The sequence below is a fragment of the Neoakkermansia glycaniphila genome (genome assembly GCF_900097105.1).
GTDB lineage: Bacteria > Verrucomicrobiota > Verrucomicrobiia > Verrucomicrobiales > Akkermansiaceae > Akkermansia > Akkermansia glycaniphila.
Genome location: NZ_LT629973.1, coordinates 671,335 through 690,672 on the forward strand (window position 1 = coordinate 671,335; position 19,338 = coordinate 690,672).

Consider the following 19,338-nt stretch of genomic DNA (forward strand, 5'->3'; position numbering starts at 1 on the left):
GAGACATAAGACAAAGCCAAGGATTATAAAGATGAAAGAAAACAGTTTGTTCGACTCGCTGCTTGAAGAAACGCAGAAGACCTCCGGCCCAGTGACTTGCCTCGGCATGACGTTTGATAATGACGAAGCCCGCCGCGCCCACTTTACCGAGGAGCTTCGCAAGAAGCTGCAGGACATGGACTTCCGCAAGATCGAAGGCTTTCCCAGCGGCAATGATGAAGATATTTTGAATCTAAGTGACCCTCCCTACTACACCGCTTGCCCGAACCCTTGGATCGCCGACTTTATCGCCGAGTGGGAGACGCAAAAGCCGGAACAGCCCGAAGGCTACCACTACCACCGTGAACCCTTTGCAGCAGATGTAAGCGAAGGAAAACAAGATCCGATATACAACGCGCACTCTTACCATACCAAGGTTCCTTACAAAGCCATCATGCGATACATCCTCCACTACACGAAGCCGGGGGATATCGTGTTTGACGGGTTTTGCGGAACCGGCATGACTGGTGTAGCCGCGCAGATGTGCGGCTCAAAGGAAATGATAATGTCGCTGGGTTATCAGGTAATGCCCGATGGCTTGATTTTGCAGGAAGAGATAGACGAAAACGGAAAAAAGGTTTGGCGACCATTTTCAAAGCTTGGTGTACGGCGGGCCGTATTGAACGACCTATCCCCCGCAGCAACTTTCATAGCTTACAACTACAACGCGCCTATTGACGTGTTTGCCTTTGAGAAAGAGGCCAAACGCATTCTAAAAGAAGTTGAAAAAGAATGTGGCTGGATGTACAAGACTAAACATTCAGACGGACGAGTTGGAAGTATTAATTTTACAATTTGGTCTGATGTATTCATCTGTGGAGAGTGTACCGAAGAAATTATTTTCTGGGATGCAGCAATAGATAAAAAAGAAGCGATTGTAAGAGATGAGTTCAGTTGTCCAAAATGTGGGGCTAAAACAGGGAAATTGGGGGCAGAAAGAGCATGGATCAATACGTTTGATGTTTCACTGAATGAAACTGTCAGACAGGCAAAGCAAGTTCCTGTATTAATAAATTATTGCCTGCCTGGATCATCGAAACGATATGAAAAAACACCGGACCAAGAAGATTTCGACATTCTAAAAAGAATCGGAACCAACACGTTTCCATACTGGCACCCAGTAGATCAAATCCCTAAAGGCGACAAAACAAGTGAGCCTATTAGGCTGGGAACTACCCATGTGCACCATTTTTATACCGATAGAAATCTCAAGGTTTTATCGGCCGTATATTCAAGAATTGATTCTCCTCAAGTAAGATTTCTATTTACTGGCTCTATAGGCGGGGCCACAAAATTAAATCAGCTGCATCTGAAAAATTATGTATTCGGAGGTGGCGGATGTAATCCAGGCCCTCGAAAAGGCGTTATTTACACCCCGTCTATCGGCTTGGAAAGTGCTGTGACAAAACTTCTGGAAGAAAGACTCAAGACACAAGTAAGGGCTTTTAAGGCGTATCCAAACCAAAGGACACGAGATACTTTAATCTCATTAAGCAGCGCTTCTCAACTCAATGGTGACAGTCGGCTAGAGAGCGTTTTGGATTACGTTTTTATCGATCCCCCATTCGGCTCGAACTTGATGTACTCAGAGTTGAGCCATACGTGGGAGTCATGGCTCAAAGTGACCACCAATAACAAACAAGAAGCCATCGAAAATAGAACCCAGGGCAAATCCGTCGACGATTACAGAAAAATAATGACGGATTGTTTTACATACATTTTCCGGCTACTTAAGCCTGGGCGATGGATGACGGTTGAATTCTCCAACACTAAAGCTCATGTATGGAACAACATACAAGCTTCCATTAATGCCGCAGGATTTATCGTTGGAAATGTATCAGCTCTTGATAAAAAACAGGGGGGACTAAACGCAATTGTAGGTAATACTGCTGTAAAGCAAGATCTCGTTATCTCGGCATATAAACCCAATGGCGGCTTTGAAGATCGATTCCCCAAGGAGGCGCAAACCGAAGAAGGCGTGTGGGATTTTGTTCGTACCCACTTGAAGTATCTGCCGGTCACCAAGCAGCAGGGAGCCTTGCTGCAGTTCGTTCCGGAACGTGATCCACGCATCCTGTTCGACCAAATGGTGGCTTACTACGTCCGCAAGGGTTACCCCGTGCCAATCTCAAGCCAGGAGTTCCAGATCGGGCTGGCGCAGCGTTTCATCGAGCGTAACGGCATGTACTTCCTGCCGGATCAGGTGGCAGAATACGACCGCAAGAAAATGACCTCAGGTGAACTCAAGCAGATGTCCATGTTCGTCTCCGATGAGGCATCTGCCATTCAATGGCTTCGTCATCTCATCAAGGAAAAGCCCCAGACCTTTTCCGACATCAACCCGCAGTTCATGCAGCAACTCGGCGGCTGGAGCAAGAACGAAGCCCAGCTCGACCTGCGCGAACTGCTGAACCAGAACTTCCTCTGTTACGACGGCAAAGGCCCCGTGCCTGAGCAGATCCACTCTTATTTGTCCACCAACTGGAAAGAGCTGCGCAACTTACCTAAGGATGATCCAACTCTAGTAGCCAAAGCACGCGACCGCTGGTACGTACCCGATCCCAACAAGGCAGGCGACCTGGAGAAGCTGCGCGAGAAGGCACTGCTCAAAGAGTTTGAGGAATACAAAGAGGTCAAAAAGAAGCTCAAGGTCTTCCGCCTGGAAGCTGTCCGCGCCGGATTCAAGAAAGCCTGGCAGGAGCGTGACTACGCCGTCATCGTCGCCATAGCCGACAAGATCCCCAACAACGTCCTGAAAGAAGACCCTAAACTACTCATGTGGTACGACCAGGCAGTAACAAGAATAGGAGGGGAATAGTTATGCTCAAACAATTACGAATACAGAACTTCAAAGCCTGGAAGGATACTGGCACCATTAGCCTGGCTCCTATTTCTTTGATCTTCGGTGCAAACAGCTCCGGAAAGTCCAGCATTGGTCAGTTCCTGATGATGCTGAAGCAAACAGCTGAATCTCAAGATCGAAAGGCTATTTTTTATCCAGGTGGTAAAAACAGTGTCGTTCAGTTGGGGTCGTTTCGCGAAATGGTCTATCAAAGGAATCTCGAAAATGAGATCGTCTTTGAATACGAGTGGGAGACATTTGAAAAACTGAAATTCAGGGACACCGTTTCACAGACTAATTTTGTAGCTGATACGATCGACTTTACTGCAAAGGTAAAATGCGACAAAGATTCGGATATTCTGAAAATTGAAGAATTAAATTACCACATAAAGAAAGGTGATGAATCCGTTCTCAAAGTTGGAATGAGTCCATCTGCAAAAAAACAAGGCCAATATGAGGTCTATTCTGAACAATATTCATTAATCAGAAACCCTGGCAGAGTCTGGTATCCAAGTCCACCAGTACGTTTTTACGGATTTCCTGATGAGGTGGTCAACTACTATAAAAACTCGGGGTTTGTCCAGGATTTGAATCTCGCACAAGAAAAACTTTTTAAGTCCATATTCTATCTCGGACCATTGAGGATTAAAACGGAAAGACTTTACACTTGGGGCGGTATTACACCTGAAAGTGTTGGTTATTCAGGTGAACTTACCATTGCGGCCTTACTTGCAAGCAAAAATAAACAAATTAGCCTTGGGTATAAAAAGTTTAACAAACCTTTCGAGCAGATAATTGCTGCAAGCCTAAAGTCCATGGGGCTAATTGATAATGTCAGGGTTAAAAAAATTGCTGAAAATCGCCAGGAATACGAAGTCAATGTCCAAACAAAAGGCTCAAAAGACTGGGTAGATCTTCCCGATGTCGGGTTTGGCATCTCACAGGTGCTACCTGTTCTGGTTCAATGTTTTTACGCTCCTCCCGGTTCAATAATCATTATGGAGCAGCCGGAAATTCATTTACACCCGAGTGCGCAATCTGCTTTGGCCGATGTGATGATTGACGTGATCAACTCCAGAGAAAACGGGACGGATAGAAATATTCAGTTGATCATCGAGACCCATTCGGAACATTTTCTGCGGCGGCTGCAACGTCGGATTGCCGAGAACGAGATTCCCCAAGAAAAAGTGTCGGCTTACTTCGCAAACATTGACAAGATCCCGCCTACACTCGACCCTCTAAAAATTGACATCTTTGGCAACATCCAGAATTGGCCGGAAAATTTCTTCGGTGATGAGATGGGTGACATCACAGAGCAAGCCAAAGCGGCCATGAAGAAACGGATGCAGAACGCCAAAAAGCCGGAGGTATCCGAATGAGCCTTCCGAAGAAATGCCTGGTGGATACCAATGTGCCCAAGGTGGCCAATCTCGCTACCCAACCAGACCCGGATTCAGATGTACCCGAAGCGTGTGTGCTTGCATGTATTAATGCGGTTGAGCATGTAATCAAAAAGCGTGGCCTGATTGTCGATACGGGGGATGAAATCTTCAACGAATACCGGCAGCAGCTTTCTATGGAGGGGCAACCTGGCGTTGGCGATGCTTTCATGAAATGGGTGAACGATCACCGTTATAATCCAGAATATTGCGACAGAGTGACCATCACCAAAACGGGCGATTCATACGATGAGTTTCCAGATCACGACGAACTGGGAAATTTCGATAAATCGGATCGCAAGTTTGTTGCTGCTGCAAATGCACATAACGATAAGCCACCCATTCTACAGGCAACCGACCACAAATGGTGGGCATGGAAGGACTCCTTGGCTAAAGTGGGCATCACCGTTCATTTCCTTTGCCCTGAATATACCCAAATCAAGTATGCGAAATTCGCTAAATAGCGCGGTACGTGAAAGACAATTTCTTCAAATTCCCATCTACGCCACATCTCGCAACACTGGCAGGCGTTAACATCAGGGGCGACAAGGTGCTGTCGGAATCCGAATGCAATGAATTCCTGCAGCATGAGCTTGTCGTTGAAGAGAAGGTAGACGGCGCGAATTTGGGGATCTCTTTTGATTCGGAAGGAAATGTTCGAGCACAGAACAGGGGCGCATACCTGCATCTACCTGGGTCAGGTCAGTGGAGAAAGCTTGGCGACTGGTTGGCACTACGGACCGATACGCTGTTTTGGCATCTTTCCAACCAGTTCATACTTTTCGGGGAATGGTGCTATGCCCAACACTCGGTTTTTTATGACCGCTTGCCGGATTGGTTCCTTGGTTTCGATATTTACGACAAGCAATTTGGCCGATTTCTTTCTGCGGAACGTCGAGATGCTCTCTTAAGGGAAATGTGTATTGCTGAAGTTCCTGTTCTCGCACGCGGGCACTTCGAATATCCGGAAATCCAAAAACTCCTATCCGCCTCAAAACTCAGCGATCAGCTTGCAGAAGGCCTCTATCTCCGATTTGACCAAGACGACTGGCTGGCACAACGGGCAAAACTGGTTCGTCCGGCATTTATTCAGGCCGTTGAGCAGCACTGGTCACGCCCCGCCATCAGGCCAAACCGGTTGAGACTGGAGGTTCGAGGATGAAATATTTCAGCGTTAGCCAGGAGTGGCAATACAGCACCGTTCATACCAGCGCCTGCAAGATCATCGAAGAACAGACCTTGTGGGGGCAGACGGTGTGCCGTGTCTGGTTGCCGAACCAGGACGCGGTTGTGCGCGTGCCCCACTCCACCTTGCGCCCGCTGAGTGCCGATCTGCAGCCAGAGATCGAGGCTGGACGCATTGCCTATATGGCTGCCGCAGCCAAGGTGGCCGAGGTGCTTGAAGGCGCGACCAGCGCAAGTGAAGGACATGTGCTACTGGCCCCAATGGAGTCCAACGTTATTCCGCTGCCGCACCAGATTCACGCCTTGTCCCGGGCCATCTCTGGTGACCGCGTGCGCTACCTGCTGGCCGACGAGTTAGGGCTTGGCAAGACCATCGAGGCCGGCCTGGTCATGCGCGAGCTGAAGCTGCGCGGACTGGTTCGTAGAATTCTGATCGTCGCGCCCAAAGGCATCGCTACCCAGTGGGTGGCGGAAATGCAGACCCACTTCAATGTGCCATTTCAACTCGTAATGGGCGAGGATATCAGTACCTTGCAACGCCTGGCTCCAGGGAGCGATCAGCGGAGTTCAGCCTGGTCGCTATTCGATCAGGTCATCGTGTCTCTGGATTCAGTCAAGCCCATTGATAAGAGGTGCGGCTGGACGGCAGAGCGGATTGCCGAATACAACCGCAGCCGGTTCGAGGATCTGATTACCGCCGGTTGGGATCTGGTGGTGGTGGACGAAGCTCATCGCCTGGGGGGAAGCTCCGATCAGGTCGCCCGCTACAAACTCGGCAAAGGGCTGGCGGAGGCAGCCCCCTATGTGCTGCTCCTCTCGGCTACGCCCCACCAGGGGAAGACCGAAGCCTTCCATCGCCTCATGAGCCTGTTGGATGACGACGCCTTCCCTGATATGGACTGTGTTTCTCGTGAGCGAGTGGCTCCGTATGTTATCCGTACGGAGAAGCGCAAGGCCATTGATTCCGAGGGCAATCCGCTCTTTAAACCCCGGCGCACACAGATGGCTCCGATTGCTTGGGAGAGCCGGCACCATTTGCAGAAACTTCTTTATGACGCGGTGACCGACTATGTGCGCGAGGGCTACAACCAGGCCATGCGCGAACAGAAGCGCCACATCGGCTTTTTGATGATCCTGATGCAGCGCCTGGTTGTCTCCAGCACCCGGGCGATCAGAAGCACTTTGGAACGACGACTTGCCGCACTCAAAGAAGGCGAACAACAAATCAGTCAACGCCTGGGGGAACTTCAAAATGGCATTGAGAGATCAGAAAGTCCTGACAATGAAATGGCCGAACTGTATGATATGGACGGACAGGAGTTGCTCGATGAGCTGTTAAACTCCCACGTGTCGGCTTTGCAAAGCGAAAGCAGCCATGTTGAGATTCTGCTAGACGCGGCAGTTCGTTGTGAACAGGCTGGTCCGGATGCCAAGACCGAAGCCCTGATCGAGTGGATCTATAAGCTACAGTCTGAGGAAAACGAACCGGATTTGAAAGTATTGATCTTCACCGAATTCGTACCTACCCAGCAGATTCTGAAGGAGTTTTTGGAAATCCGGGGTATCTCTGTCGTTACCTTGAATGGCTCCATGGATATGGAGGAACGCAAGCAGGCTCAGGATGCCTTCCGAAAAACGCATCGCGTACTCGTCTCTACTGACGCCGGAGGCGAGGGATTGAACTTGCAGTTTGCCCATGTCATTATCAACTATGACATTCCCTGGAACCCGATGCGGCTGGAACAGCGAATCGGCCGAGTGGATCGGATCGGACAGCCTAAAACGGTGCGGGCGATCAATTTCGTGTTTGAGGATTCGGTCGAGTTTCGCGTCCGCGAAGTGCTGGAACAGAAACTCTCGGTGATCTTCGATGAGTTTGGCATCGATAAGACGAGCGACGTTCTCGATTCTTCCCAGGCAGGTGAGTTGTTCGAGGATATGTTTGCCTCGGCTATCCTTGATCCTGACGGCATCGAAACCTCTGTTGAGCAAAAAGTGGCCCAGCTCCGTGGGGAGATTCAGCGTGTGCGGGAATCCTCGTCTATCTATGGTATCTCGGAAGAACCTGATGTACAGACGGCAGAGCGTCTGCGCTCCCATCCTCTGCCTTACTGGGTGGAGCGGATGACGATAAGTTATCTCACCTCCCACGGCGGTTTAGCCAAACGCAAACGTTCATGGTGGGATCTGAACTGGCCGAACGGACAGGAATATCGTAAAGTTGTCTTCAACACTCGGGAAGCTGATCGCCTCTCTGGCACTACCCTGCTGAATCTTGAAAATAGCCACATCCGAGGGTTAGCACTGAATCTGCCCCATATCGCACCAGGTCAACCACTGCCTTGCGTCACCGTGAACGGGCTGCCCACTGGTATTTCCGGGTTCTGGGGACTCTTCGAGATTCGAGTTCAGGCCGGAATGCACCAGAAAACACAGCTTCTGCGCATCCCCATGGTGCGGCGTGGTTATATCAGTGTATTCTTGAGCGAGGAAGGTAAACTGTTTCTACCCACAGCCCGGCATATCTGGGATGCGTTGCAGACAGCGGAAGTCAGAATACGGTCAACACTTGGTCAGGATGATTCCATGAAAGCCTATCAATGTTTGCAGGAAGCTGCAGAACACGCCGGGCGGGAATTGTTCAACTCCTTACAGCATGCTCACCTCGCCTCTGTAGCTCACGAAGAGGAACGTGGAATCACCTCCTTTGCCTCGCGCCGTAAGGTTATTGAGCGCGTGGGTTTGGCGGAAGTCCGCCAATGCAGGTTATCCCATTGCGATGCAGACGAAGGCGAATGGCGGCAAGAACTACAGTCAGCAAGGCAGATCGTACCGGAAATCAGACCTCTGCTCATGCTACGAATGATGAACGGATGTATTCTATGAATAGTTGGCGAGACACCATATTAAACGATTTTGTGCCCAATGTCAGCAAGCTGACACTGGTTGCCGACCCGGATTGCCTGCTGACCGAGGAGAAGCTGGCCTTGAAGCTTCGTGAACGTGGATTTGATCTGATTGAGTTCCATGATCCTGTCGAATTCAGATATGCCTATGAATCGAAGTACCGCTTGATATGGGACCGAGGTGAACACACCGACTTGGTTGTTATCCTTCGTTTGCAGGATGCAGAACTGGAATCTCTGCCTTATGACCTGCTTGGCGCGGCCCGAAAACTTTCATTCAATATGGGAGATCTTTTCCCTAACATGAGCTATCCGGTCATTGAAAAGCTCGACAGAAGCTTGCTGGATTCTCTCTTTGAAGCCCAACGCAAATCGTTGCCTGATCGAATGGGTGACAATGCCACCAAGGATTACATTCTCCGCCATGTGTTTGGTGTTGCGGATGAGCTGATAGTCAACGATGTAGAATTACTTCGCACCTTGCTTCGTTTGCACTACGGCAGTCTTCAACTTCCGCTGATGTTGTCTGAGCGACTCATCCAAGTTCTTAAAGATCATAAGGAATTTAAAGACTGGCCGCTCTCAGAGATCATTCCGGACGCTGAAGCCTTTTTCGATTTCTTGCAGGAACGTTGGCCTCTCTTTCTTTCCAGACAGGGCAAAGGGAATCTCGTGCGGGAAGAAACATCAGCATACGGTCTCAAGTATCCGGGTTTGGAGTGCTTACCATTTGACCATCAAGACATCAAGGTCTACATTGATAACTTGTTCCTGGAAGGGAAACTCACTCCTATCGAAATCCAAGACTTTGAAGTAGATGCCGAATCTTGGGTTCGAAGCGGTATTGCCACATCTGGTGAGGATGATGAGTTACGGATTTCCCGCCTATTTGATCTTATCAAGAAAGGACTGCCCACCCAGGACGCCCGTTACTCGGACTGGACTACCTTTGCCTTGAAATGGGCCGAACTGTCTTCTCTGGTTTATTGTGGAGAGCACCCGGTGTATCAAACTCGTCTCAGAGAAATGGGTGATATGTTGAATACAACATTTGCCGCTTGGCTGGTGGATCACTATTCCAGCCTGATGAACTTGCCTCCGACCAATCCGGCCATGTTGCACCATGTGCCGCGCCGTTTGGTTCGAGATATGGAAGACTCAGCTAATGGACAGGTAGCATTGATCGTAGTTGACGGTCTGTCCCTCGATCAGTGGGCGACCGTGCGTCAGATTTTGCAAAAACAGAACGCCCATTTGATTATGCGAGAATCTGCGACCTTCGCTTGGATTCCAACGCTGACATCAGTATCACGGCAATCGATTTTCTCAGGCAAGCCGCCTCTCTATTTTCCATCATCGATTAACTCTACCAATAGTGAAGGGAAACTCTGGACACAGTTCTGGGAAGGCCAAGGTCTCTCTCGGCGGGATGTTGCTTATCAGCGAGGTTTGGGTGATGGTGATGCGATCTACATCCTTGATTCCATAATACATCCAGGAAAAACCAAGGCAGTGGGGCTTGTTGTGGACAAGATTGACAAGATTATGCACGGCATGCAACTTGGCTCAGCCGGAATGCATAACCAGATTAAGCAATGGTGCCAGGGAGGGTTCTTAACTTCGCTGATTGCTCAACTGTTGGAATACGGTTACAATGTCTGGCTGACGGCCGATCATGGCAATATTCAATGTGATGGCAAAGGGCGTCCATCAGAGGGGGTGATTGCTGAAACCCGTGGTGAGAGAGCTCGTGTCTATCCTTCGTCTGAACTCCGTTCTCAGGTAGCAGAATCTTTCCCGTTTGCACATGAATGGCCGCCTATCGGATTGCCTGCGAATTATTTTCCCTTAGTGACTGGTGGTCACGATGCATTCGTGAATCAGGGCAATACCATCGTAGGACACGGCGGTGTTGCCATCGAAGAAGTCATAGTCCCTCTTGTGAAATTTGAAAGGCGAACATCGTAATGGGTAAGAGGCACGAAACCATAGGAATCAAGCAGGCTATTCGTTTCGAGTGGATGCAAAAAGCAGCCAATTTGTTACTGGCAGGGCTTGATGCAAAAGTCATTCGTCAAGAGCTACATGAGTTTTTCGCAGATAGAAAAGTCAGTGCTTCGGAATGCGAACAAAGCACGCAAACGCGAACTTTTGTCGTCAATAACCTGATGAAGATCTGGGTATCTCCTGATCAGGAATTGATGCCATTTCGGGACGCCTCGCTAGAGATTCTACAGAAAAATCCATCCATGGCCGTCCCAATCCACTGGGGACTGATTTCAGCGGTCTATCCTTTCTGGTTCAATGTTGCCCGCCAAACAGGGCGTTTACTGGCCTTGCAGAACCAGATAACCCAGAATCAAATCATTAACCGCCTCAAGGAACAATATGGTGACCGGCAGACAGTGAGTCGGTACGCTAAATATGTAATTCGCTCTTTTGTTGCCTGGGGCGTACTGCAGGATTCCGAAGCCAAAGGTTGCTATGAGAAATCTGCTCCGATGAACACTCCGGAGCCAAATCTGGCTATCCTGATGTTCGAGTCTGCACTCAGGGCTACGCCGGAAGCCAAGGGTGCATTAAAGTTGATTCTTAACAACCCGGCATTCTTCCCATTCCAACTTCCTGTAATGACCGGTGATTTTATAGCCCAGCGTAGCGAACGGATCAAGGTGGTTCGTTATGGCTTGGACGACGAGCTATTGAAATTGGTAACCACATAATTTCGAGAGAAAAGCGAATTCTCTGGATATGGGGATATATTAAATGGTTCGTTAATATCGGTGAGCAACTGAATCACAACCGCCGAATTGCATGCTTCTCTCTTTCGTTTTTTAGGAATTGAAAAATATAGAAAAACATATCATTTGTTTAACATTTGAGCCAAAGTATCAACTGCCATTTTGATGCTCTGAATGTTTTTTTTCATATCCTCCAGCGTTTTTTCCGCTGAGAGAGAGCGGTGTTTCCAATGTTCAAGTTCCGAGGGGAGGTCTCGTTGATTCATATTTTTCTTATAGAATGAATCAATTGGCGCTGGTAAGAAATCTATAAGTTTTTTCATTGTTTTTGGACGCGGATTATATTTTCCTGACAACCAATTGGATATGACAACAGGTGTAACTCCTAAAGCTTGAGCTAACTCCTTTTTTTTCATATTTTTTTGTCGCAAAACTTCTCCTATAATTGAAGGAATGTCATTAAAACTATAATTTCCTTCTTGCATTGCTGATTGTTTTTCTTTAATTAAAGTTTGTCGCGCGAGCCAATTAAACAAGTAACAAAGGAAGGTTACCACAATGAGAATGACAGAACAACAAGAAAAGATAGATGCCGACTGGTTTTACGTCCAAGGATGGCAGGTTCCGCAGACAGCTTGCCAGTTGGGTCAGAGGGGCAGCCGAGTGGTTACTGTAAAGTTTGCAAACGCACGAGTGTACCACGATTCGTGAGCTTGCGTATGCCACCAGTATGTGGCCTGTGATGGCACTTTCTCGTGGAAGCTTAATAATTCATCTACAAACTCCATCAACATGACCTACCATAATTCTGATTTGCCGGATGCGCGCATCGATTACGTCAACCATCTGCACGAACAGGTGCAGCAGATGGCCGTGCGCACCTGGCAGATGGCTGTGGTGCTCGGGCATACGCTGCGTGAAATCAATGTGCAATGCAAGCATGGGGAGTGGGGCAAGCTTTTCAAGAATAGCCGCAGCAAATCAAATGCGAAATTGATTTCGCATTTCAATTTCGGAGAAAAACAGGCCGGGAATTACATGGCCGTGTACGATGCGGCTGTGGAGGCGGCGAAGAGGATCAGCGAGGAGCGTGCGGCGGCGGTGATGCAGATGTTGGCCACGCGGCCCGGGCAGGATTTTTACCAGGCGCTGGGCGAGATTTCGCAGGCTTCGACGATCAAGGAGTTTTTGGCGGAGGTGGTGGACGATTCCGAATCCCGTGGCGCAAAGCACAGCAAGGCGAATATGCGGGATGCGATGGAGGAGGCCCACAATGCCCCGGTCGTGTCCGAGCAGGACGCTCAGAGGGATGCCGCCAACCTGGTGACGATGATGGGTGAGTTTGTGGAGAAGCTGGCGCCGCTGTGTTCCCGTTCCTTCAACAAGGCGATTGCGGACCAGTTCCGCTCCTATTCCAAACGGCTTGATGCCATCGGCTACAAACAAGCATGATACTTCCAACAAACAATAAAACGAATATGAAAAAAGATCATTCCAATAAGTGCTTCATTGCAGAACAATGGCATCTGTTTTTCCGAAAAGTGTTCAGGATTTTCTCTGAATCTTTTCCAGCAGATAGTTCAAAATCGGCATATTTCCCGGGTCTCCATTCTGAGGAGGACACTCGCCCATTTCCAAATGATCGTCAATACCAAATTGATCCAGTAACCAGATCAAACCGGAATGGTGCCAGATGTCCGTCGCAGCGGTCGCAGACATCACCATGGCCTGCATCTGGCTGTCTTGCTGATCCGGATGCCAGCAATGGTTTTCGTGAAAGTACCATTCGACAAAAAGAAGCCTGTATGCAAGCTGAAGGGGGAGATGCCCCGGAAGGGCAGGCCATTCGCCATGCTTCCAATAGTGGACGATGGCTTCAGCCATGGCATGATCTTCTTCATGCCGAGTCAGATATTCCGGCTTGTAAAGCATCGGATCGTGCAAATCTCCCAGAGGAGGGAGATCATCGTAGGCTAGGCCAATGAATTCAGCCATATCGTTATACGAATAGAGGCGGTTGTTCTCCGAATTGCACATGTCCGATCAATAACATTTTCCACGACGATTCGTCAATCACTTTTCTTGCATTCAACTCTTATGGACCTTGATTCATCCAATGCCCCGCTTCCGGTCAAACAGGCTGCACGCCGTCTGCTGGCTGCCTGCCGCGAATTCGACAAGGCCGAACCCGGTACCTTGATGAAGTTGTATCGGGAGGCGGCCGCTGTGGAGGCCCACCTTTCCGGCAAGGCTTGCAGCTGGAAGAAGATTCAGACGAAGTACCGCGACTGGGTGAATTCCGGACGAGACGACTGGAAGCTTTTGGACAAACGCTGTGTGTTCAGCAATTCTCACAAGGCGCGGACGAACAATCCGGAGTTCAAGACGTTTTTGTACAATTTGGTGACGCGCAATAACAGGTCGACCGAGCAGGCTCTGTACGACTTGCGCGAGATATGGGCTGCCCACGGCCTGATCGGTACCATCCCCGGATACGAGGATTGGCCAGGCTGGCCGGATATCCCTGCCGGATGGTCCATCCGCAATTTGTTCCGCAAAGTTCCGAAGAAGCAGGAGCTGACGATTATCCGGCAGGGGCGGCGTGCCGCCTATGCCGATCTGGCCCAGGTTCTGGCCACTCGCGCCGGTTGTTATCCTGCACAGTTCATTCTGTGGGATGACGTATGGCTGGACCGTTATGTGCTTTGCGACGGCGATATCAACCGCCCCCTGCAGCTCGGTTGCCTCGACCTGCTGACCGGGAAGCGCCTGGTCTGGGGAACGAAGTTCCGGGGAGAGCGCAAGGACGGGACGAAGTTCGGTTTGACGGGCGACGAGATGCGGATGCTGGTCGTTACCTACCTGGTGACGGTCGGATACAGTCCGAGAGGTACCGTGATGGTGGTCGAAAACGGCACGGCCGCCATCGACAAGGAATTCGAGGCGCATCTCCATGCCATGACGAACGGAGCCGTGACGGTGGACCGGTCCGGCATGACGGGGCGGCAGCAAGTGCTGCTCGATGGCTTTGGAGGGCGAGGCGTGGGCAACCCGCGCCACAAGTCGCCTCTGGAAAGCTGGCATAATCTCCTGCACAACGTTATGGCCTCCTGCGATGCTCCGTCCGGCAAAGACTACGCGCACCTGCCGGAATGGGTGTGGGGCATGATCAAGGAACAGGAAAAGCTCGAACTGGCGAAGCCTCGCATGACTTTGGAGCAACGCGCCCTGCTGATGAACGTCATCCCCACATTTGCCGATCTGGTGGACGAGCTGCCCGGCATCGTTTCGCGCATCAACCGACGAACGGATCACGATCTGGAAGGCTGGAAGGAATGCGGATTCATGCAGAACGAATACCGGCTTGATCTTGCCTGCGATCAATGGGGCCGGGTGTCCGACCTTGATCCGGCTTCGCTGGTGCTTCTGCAGGGGGTGGCCGCTACCCGCAAGGGGTATCTCCGCACGAGGCGCATGTCTCCCTCCGAGGCGTGGGACGCCTGCATGGAAAAACCGGAAAACCAGCTGGTGAAGCTGACGCCATCGCAGGCATGCGAACTGATGGGTGTCCACATGGCCCGGCCCTTGAGGCGGCGTGGCGGATTCTTCCATGTGAAAGACAGGAACCTTGCAGACGGTGAACTCATTTACGAAACACGGGCCTACCGCCAATACGGCAGCAACGAATACATGGAAGAACTTCCCCCATTCGCCCAGGTGCGCGGCATCATCAACCCCTGGGACAACAGCCGGCTCTACCTGATCGACGAACGCGACCGCTGCATCGGGTATGCCCTTCGGTGCAACCGCGTCTCGTGGTCCGATCGGGAAGGCGTGCGCGCCGCCATGGGGCACGCCAAAGCCCGCAATGCCGAATTGATGGAGCCGGTGCGGCAACGGCTCGCCCAGGCGGAAACGGATGTGGATGCCCGGCGCCGCCACAACAAGGCAGTCATCGGCGGAGATTACAAAACACAACTGGAACGGCTGGAAGACGGCGAGGCACGCCGTGCGGAACGCCGGATCGCCGCCCGGCAAAAAGGGCTGCCCCGCATGGACGATCCTCCCCCCAGGCTCCCCCCGGACAACGACCTCCCCGAAACCAACTATTGACCATCACCACCACACCAACCATGAGCGACAACGAACACACACAACCGATACCCGGCACGGATGCAGCCCTCGACTGGCTGCGCGGCTACGCCCGGGACAAAACGGCGGCCAGCATCGCCAAACAGATGGGGTACAGCGCCACCGTCGTCCGCCGCCTGCTGGCAGGCACCTACCATGCGGATATGACCAACGTGCTGGAGGCCATCCGCAAATTGCGCCTGCAGGTCGAGACGGCCGGCCACCGCGCCGAAGCGACGCGGAGGGCGGACATCGCCACCCGCATGCTGGGCCGATCCGTGGAATTCGTGCCCACGGAAACCGGCGAACAGATACACCGCCTGTGCCTGGCCGCCGTGGCGGACTCGACCGTCAACTGCATCGCCGGACGCGCCCTCTGCGGCAAAACCATGGCGCTGGAGGCGTATGCCGCCAATCCGGACTTTGCCCCGCTCACGCTGATGGTGACGATGCCGACCCGGCCGACCGCCTTCAAACTGGGCCGCCTCCTGTGCGAAGCGGCCGGGGTGGATGCGCCGACGGACGACTTCACGGCCATGCACCACCTGCGCCGCGTCATCACGCGCAACTACCTGGTCATCGTGGACGATGTGGACAAGGCGATCCACGCCGGCAGGCGCGGCATCACGGATGTGCTGCTGTGGCTGCTCGATCTTCACAAAGCCACGCGCTGCGGCATGATCCTGTGCGGCGATCCGACGTTCGGCGATGCCCTGGAGAAAATCGACCTCCTCGACCGCATCGCCAAAAGCGGAGAAACCCTGCTGCTGCCGGAATACCCCAGCAAGGCGGAGGTGCGCGCACTGGCACGGCAGGCGGGGCTGCCGGAACCGGATGCGGATACGTGGTCCGTCATCGGCTCCATCGGCAGGGAAGACGGCCTCGGCAGGCTCTGCCTCTACATGCACCGCGCCCGCCGCCAGGCCATGCTGCAGGATGCCGCCGGATCATGGGCCTATTTCCATGCCGCCCGCAACCCGCAGCCGCAACAACAACTCACCAACCGATGACCATGGACAAACCGCATTATCCGCTTTCGACCTATGCAGCCATGCACACCTCATGCACAACGCGCGCCTGAGGCGTGCATGGGACATTCCTGCCAAATCACTTTGAATATCGAATCAGAAACGCTCCAAACAATCATAAAAGATGGCACCATATCCCAACTACATGTCAATCACATCTATACCACCTTGACATGGACCAGAAATCATATCCCACATTTTCCTACGCCAACCTCTTGGAGCCTTGGATGGAACAAAACGTCACGCAAACCTATCGAAAAACGGGAGCAAACACAGCCATAGTCGACACAACCGACTCTGTCAACTCCTGGAGCACTTGCGTACAACGAGGCGGCAGCACCTACACCCTCACCTTCCTCACGCCTCATTCAGGCATTGCCTCCTGCCTCGACCTGCCGTCGCCCGACCTGTCTAGAAAGTCTTACACATTCAACATCAAACCGGTGGCACGCCCGCTGAAACGCATCGGCATACGGGGCGGCTTCGTGCCCGACAAAGCCGCCCCACAACCATGATGATACGGTACCAAGGCATCACCGAAACAAAGCATTCCACCCCCGACGAAGTCGACAAAGCAAAAACCCGGCCGAAACCGGGTTTTTGCGTAAAATGGTACCCCGTCTAGGACTCGAACCTAGGACAAATTGATTAAGAGTCAACTGCTCTACCAACTGAGCTAACGAGGCATGCTCTATGTAACGCTTCCATTCCTGGAAGCGAACTGGTACCCCGTCTAGGACTCGAACCTAGGACAAATTGATTAAGAGTCAACTGCTCTACCAACTGAGCTAACGAGGCACTTTGTTCGCCTTCAAGCGCACCACCCTGTGCGAGGATGGAGCCACTGGTCGGAATTGAACCGACGACCCACGCATTACGAATGCGTTGCTCTACCCCTGAGCTACAGTGGCGACGCCAGAAGCGTGGCAGGAGTTAATCATATTTTCCCCATCATGGCAAGACTAAATTTCACATTTCTCCAAAAAAACCGCATCTTGGCAGCAACGCACCTCACTGATCTCCATCTTAGCCGCTCAAAGCCATTTTTCCCGGGGAATGACGACGGTTAAGCTCGACAAAACCACACGAATATGGTTGACTCCCGTTCACCGCCTAGAACATATGAAGTCCTATACCATTTTCCAGCAGGCCGACGAAGAGACCATCAATGACATCCTCGACTGGATGCGCAATCAGGAACGCGGCGTCTACCGCGCTGCCGTCCGTGAACTTGCGGCTCTCAAAAAACTCCGTCCCCAGTTCGTCCAGCAGAAACCCGTGGCGGACCAGCTCGCATGGCTCCAGAAAATGCTCTCGTGGAAACCGGCCGGCGACATCGCCGACCACCTTCTTCAGGTCTGGCTCCTCCGCAAACACGAACCCATGCTCGTCGACTTCATCAACACGCTCGGCATCGAACACAACGGCCACGGCGTCGTCGACGACCTGCCCACCGTCCTCGACCCGGAGAAACTCGGCCTTGCCGTCGACCAGCTCTTCGAAAAATATCCGCCTGGCGTCGCTTCCACCTATCTGCAAATGTTCCAGAACCAGACGCCTGAAGGTTGGGAAGCTCTCGACTACGTCCTTCAGAACGACCCCCGCATCACCGTCCGCTGATCGCGAGGTTCCCTCCATCTTACCGCCCGGCCCGGCTTGATGCCGGACCGGGTCTTTCATTTCCCCATTCTGTCACAAAACCGCACGCATGCTCGACATCCCATTCACCATACCCGGCTCGGACGAATACTTCATGCTCCAGGCCATGAGGGAAGCGGAAAAAGCCCTTGCCGACGACGAAGTCCCCTGCGGAGCAGTCATCGTCAAGGATGGAGCCATCATCGCGCGGGGCTGGAACCAGGTCGAACGCCTCAAGGATGCCACCGCCCACGCCGAAATGATCGCCCTCACCGCCGCACAGAACGCCCTCGGAGACTGGCGGCTCGAAGGATGCACCCTATACATCACCAAAGAACCCTGCCCCATGTGCGCCGGAGCCATCGTCCATTGCAGGCCGGACCGCGTCGTCTTCGGTGTCTCCGATCCCAAAGGAGGAGCAGCCGGAGGCTGGATCAACCTGCTCGACTCCAACCCGCCGCTCAACCACCGTTGCGACATCACGCGCGGAGTCCTTCACGACCCTTGCCTGGCGCAGCTCCAGAACTTCTTCCGCTCCGCACGCACCGCCGCCAAGGAACGCAAACGCCAAATGCGGCTCGAATCACAGGAAAACACATTGAACGGCAACGAATAAAAAAACAGATAACCTCCTCTTCCCCATCCTCAATCTATCGGTTTTTTTGGAATTTACTTATTTTTTTCTTGTAATGATTCCAAATTCAATCTATACAAAAAGCACTTCCGCACGGAACAATATTATCACATACACATCATGAAAGCACTCACAGGCACCCGCACAGAAAAAAACCTCATGGCCGCCTTCGCTGGCGAATCCCAGGCTCGCAACCGCTACAACTACTTCGCCGGCGTCGCCAAAAAGGAAGGCTATGAACAGATTTCCGCCATCTTCGCCGAAACCGCAGACAACGAAAAAGAACACGCCAAAGTCTTCTTCAAGCACCTGAACGGCGCCTGCGCCGAAATCACCACCACCGTCTGCACCGCCCCCCTCACCACCACGGAAGAATGCCTCCGCGCCGCCGCCGCAGGAGAACACGAAGAATGGTCGGACATGTACCCCACCTTCGCCGACATCGCCGAGGAAGAAGGCTTCACCGCCATTGCCAAGGCCTTCCGCTACATCGCCACCGTCGAAAAGCACCACGAAGAACGCTACCTCGCCCTTGCGAACAACATCGCCACAGGTAGCGTCTTTGAAAAACCCCAGAGCGAACAATGGATCTGCCGCAACTGCGGATACATCCACGAAGGCGAAAAAGCCCCCGGCGCCTGCCCCGCATGCGCCCACCCGCAAGCCTTCTTCCAGCTCAATGCGGACAACTACTGAAGCTCCTGCCCGAAAAGCACCTTTTCCAGCCCTGCGGACATCCGTCCGGCAGGGCTTTT

Annotated in this window: 16 protein-coding genes and 3 tRNA genes; 14 read left to right on the forward strand and 5 right to left on the reverse strand. The window is 52.2% G+C overall.

Going from position 1 to position 19,338, the window contains the following annotated elements:
• The first annotated feature begins 31 nt into the window (after positions 1–31).
• Genes PYTT_RS02715 through PYTT_RS02745 form a run of 7 tightly spaced genes read left to right on the forward strand, consistent with a single transcriptional unit; the run spans position 32 to position 11,134 of the window.
• Positions 32–2,857 (forward strand): DNA methyltransferase, encoded by a 2,826-nt coding sequence (locus PYTT_RS02715; RefSeq protein ID WP_067776558.1) that lies wholly within the window; start codon positions 32–34, stop codon positions 2,855–2,857.
• 2 nt (positions 2,858–2,859) lie between these two features.
• On the forward strand, positions 2,860–4,260 hold the full coding sequence (locus PYTT_RS02720) for an AAA family ATPase (RefSeq protein ID WP_067776561.1): 1,401 nt from the start codon (positions 2,860–2,862) through the stop codon (positions 4,258–4,260).
• Complete coding sequence (locus PYTT_RS02725; protein ID WP_067776565.1) at positions 4,257–4,784, forward strand: hypothetical protein; 528 nt, start codon at positions 4,257–4,259, stop codon at positions 4,782–4,784. The genes PYTT_RS02720 and PYTT_RS02725 overlap by 4 nt, the downstream gene beginning before the upstream one ends.
• Before the next feature lie 8 nt (positions 4,785–4,792).
• Positions 4,793–5,482 (forward strand): RNA ligase family protein, encoded by a 690-nt coding sequence (locus PYTT_RS02730; protein ID WP_067776568.1) that lies wholly within the window; start codon positions 4,793–4,795, stop codon positions 5,480–5,482.
• On the forward strand, positions 5,479–8,391 hold the full coding sequence (locus PYTT_RS02735; RefSeq protein ID WP_067776571.1) for a DEAD/DEAH box helicase: 2,913 nt from the start codon (positions 5,479–5,481) through the stop codon (positions 8,389–8,391). Before PYTT_RS02730 ends, PYTT_RS02735 begins: the two co-directional genes overlap by 4 nt.
• Complete coding sequence (gene pglZ, locus PYTT_RS02740; RefSeq protein WP_067776574.1) at positions 8,388–10,379, forward strand: BREX-3 system phosphatase PglZ; 1,992 nt, start codon at positions 8,388–8,390, stop codon at positions 10,377–10,379. The genes PYTT_RS02735 and pglZ overlap by 4 nt, the downstream gene beginning before the upstream one ends.
• Positions 10,379–11,134, forward strand: a complete 756-nt coding sequence (locus PYTT_RS02745; RefSeq protein WP_067776577.1) for a hypothetical protein — start codon at positions 10,379–10,381, stop codon at positions 11,132–11,134. Before pglZ ends, PYTT_RS02745 begins: the two co-directional genes overlap by 1 nt.
• A gap of 140 nt (positions 11,135–11,274) precedes the next feature.
• Here PYTT_RS02745 and PYTT_RS12920 read toward each other — a convergent pair whose 3' ends face one another.
• Positions 11,275–11,688, reverse strand: a complete 414-nt coding sequence (locus tag PYTT_RS12920; protein ID WP_141675831.1) for a helix-turn-helix domain-containing protein — start codon at positions 11,686–11,688, stop codon at positions 11,275–11,277.
• Positions 11,689–11,944: 256 nt separating this feature from the next.
• Here PYTT_RS12920 and PYTT_RS02750 point away from each other — a divergent pair, with 256 nt between their 5' ends.
• On the forward strand, positions 11,945–12,604 hold the full coding sequence (locus PYTT_RS02750; protein ID WP_067776580.1) for a hypothetical protein: 660 nt from the start codon (positions 11,945–11,947) through the stop codon (positions 12,602–12,604).
• 93 nt (positions 12,605–12,697) lie between these two features.
• On the opposite strand, the gene PYTT_RS02755 is transcribed toward PYTT_RS02750, so the two are convergent.
• Complete coding sequence (locus PYTT_RS02755) at positions 12,698–13,147, reverse strand: hypothetical protein (protein WP_141675832.1); 450 nt, start codon at positions 13,145–13,147, stop codon at positions 12,698–12,700.
• A 102-nt stretch (positions 13,148–13,249) separates the two neighbouring features.
• Between PYTT_RS02755 and PYTT_RS02760 the strand changes: the two genes are divergently transcribed.
• The 3 genes from PYTT_RS02760 (at position 13,250) to PYTT_RS02770 (ending at position 16,826) form a co-directional block, all read left to right on the forward strand.
• Positions 13,250–15,265, forward strand: a complete 2,016-nt coding sequence (locus PYTT_RS02760) for a hypothetical protein (protein ID WP_067776586.1) — start codon at positions 13,250–13,252, stop codon at positions 15,263–15,265.
• Between the two features lie 20 nt (positions 15,266–15,285).
• Positions 15,286–16,293 carry an AAA family ATPase gene (locus PYTT_RS02765; RefSeq protein WP_067771830.1) on the forward strand — a complete coding sequence of 336 codons (1,008 nt, stop codon included), beginning with the start codon at positions 15,286–15,288 and terminating at the stop codon, positions 16,291–16,293.
• A gap of 191 nt (positions 16,294–16,484) precedes the next feature.
• On the forward strand, positions 16,485–16,826 hold the full coding sequence (locus PYTT_RS02770) for an SPRY domain-containing protein (RefSeq protein ID WP_067771833.1): 342 nt from the start codon (positions 16,485–16,487) through the stop codon (positions 16,824–16,826).
• 95 nt (positions 16,827–16,921) lie between these two features.
• Here the strand turns inward: PYTT_RS02770 and PYTT_RS02775 are convergent.
• From PYTT_RS02775 to PYTT_RS02785, 3 genes are all read right to left on the reverse strand, one after another.
• Positions 16,922–16,997: transfer RNA gene (locus PYTT_RS02775), tRNA-Lys, on the reverse strand.
• 36 nt (positions 16,998–17,033) lie between these two features.
• Positions 17,034–17,109, reverse strand: a tRNA-Lys gene (locus PYTT_RS02780).
• Positions 17,110–17,147: 38 nt separating this feature from the next.
• Positions 17,148–17,222 (reverse strand) — tRNA-Thr (locus PYTT_RS02785).
• Positions 17,223–17,433: 211 nt separating this feature from the next.
• On the opposite strand from PYTT_RS02785, the gene PYTT_RS02790 reads away from it, so the two are divergent.
• From PYTT_RS02790 to rbr, 3 genes are all read left to right on the forward strand, one after another.
• Complete coding sequence (locus PYTT_RS02790) at positions 17,434–17,931, forward strand: hypothetical protein (protein ID WP_067771836.1); 498 nt, start codon at positions 17,434–17,436, stop codon at positions 17,929–17,931.
• 88 nt (positions 17,932–18,019) lie between these two features.
• Positions 18,020–18,565: a tRNA adenosine(34) deaminase TadA gene (tadA, locus tag PYTT_RS02795; RefSeq protein WP_067771839.1), complete on the forward strand. Its 546-nt coding sequence runs from the start codon at positions 18,020–18,022 to the stop codon at positions 18,563–18,565.
• Between the two features lie 138 nt (positions 18,566–18,703).
• On the forward strand, positions 18,704–19,279 hold the full coding sequence (gene rbr / locus PYTT_RS02800) for a rubrerythrin (RefSeq protein WP_172801754.1): 576 nt from the start codon (positions 18,704–18,706) through the stop codon (positions 19,277–19,279).
• The last annotated feature ends 59 nt before the right edge of the window (positions 19,280–19,338 follow it).

Excerpts from the sequence above, each read along its gene's own strand:
- PYTT_RS02765 (WP_067771830.1), top strand. The coding sequence starts at position 15,286 with ATGAGCGACAACGAACACACACAACCGATACCCGGCACGGATGCAGCC.
- tadA (WP_067771839.1), top strand. The coding sequence starts at position 18,020 with ATGCTCGACATCCCATTCACCATACCCGGCTCGGACGAATACTTCATG.
- PYTT_RS02750 (WP_067776580.1), top strand. The coding sequence starts at position 11,945 with ATGACCTACCATAATTCTGATTTGCCGGATGCGCGCATCGATTACGTC.
- PYTT_RS02760 (WP_067776586.1), top strand. The coding sequence starts at position 13,250 with ATGGACCTTGATTCATCCAATGCCCCGCTTCCGGTCAAACAGGCTGCA.
- PYTT_RS02790 (WP_067771836.1), top strand. The coding sequence starts at position 17,434 with ATGAAGTCCTATACCATTTTCCAGCAGGCCGACGAAGAGACCATCAAT.
- PYTT_RS02770 (WP_067771833.1), top strand. The coding sequence starts at position 16,485 with ATGGACCAGAAATCATATCCCACATTTTCCTACGCCAACCTCTTGGAG.
- PYTT_RS02735 (WP_067776571.1), top strand. The coding sequence starts at position 5,479 with ATGAAATATTTCAGCGTTAGCCAGGAGTGGCAATACAGCACCGTTCAT.
- PYTT_RS02720 (WP_067776561.1), top strand. The coding sequence starts at position 2,860 with ATGCTCAAACAATTACGAATACAGAACTTCAAAGCCTGGAAGGATACT.
- rbr (WP_172801754.1), top strand. The coding sequence starts at position 18,704 with ATGAAAGCACTCACAGGCACCCGCACAGAAAAAAACCTCATGGCCGCC.
- PYTT_RS02715 (WP_067776558.1), top strand. The coding sequence starts at position 32 with ATGAAAGAAAACAGTTTGTTCGACTCGCTGCTTGAAGAAACGCAGAAG.
- pglZ (WP_067776574.1), top strand. The coding sequence starts at position 8,388 with ATGAATAGTTGGCGAGACACCATATTAAACGATTTTGTGCCCAATGTC.
- PYTT_RS02755 (WP_141675832.1), bottom strand. The coding sequence starts at position 13,147 with ATGGCTGAATTCATTGGCCTAGCCTACGATGATCTCCCTCCTCTGGGA.
- PYTT_RS02745 (WP_067776577.1), top strand. The coding sequence starts at position 10,379 with ATGGGTAAGAGGCACGAAACCATAGGAATCAAGCAGGCTATTCGTTTC.
- PYTT_RS02725 (WP_067776565.1), top strand. The coding sequence starts at position 4,257 with ATGAGCCTTCCGAAGAAATGCCTGGTGGATACCAATGTGCCCAAGGTG.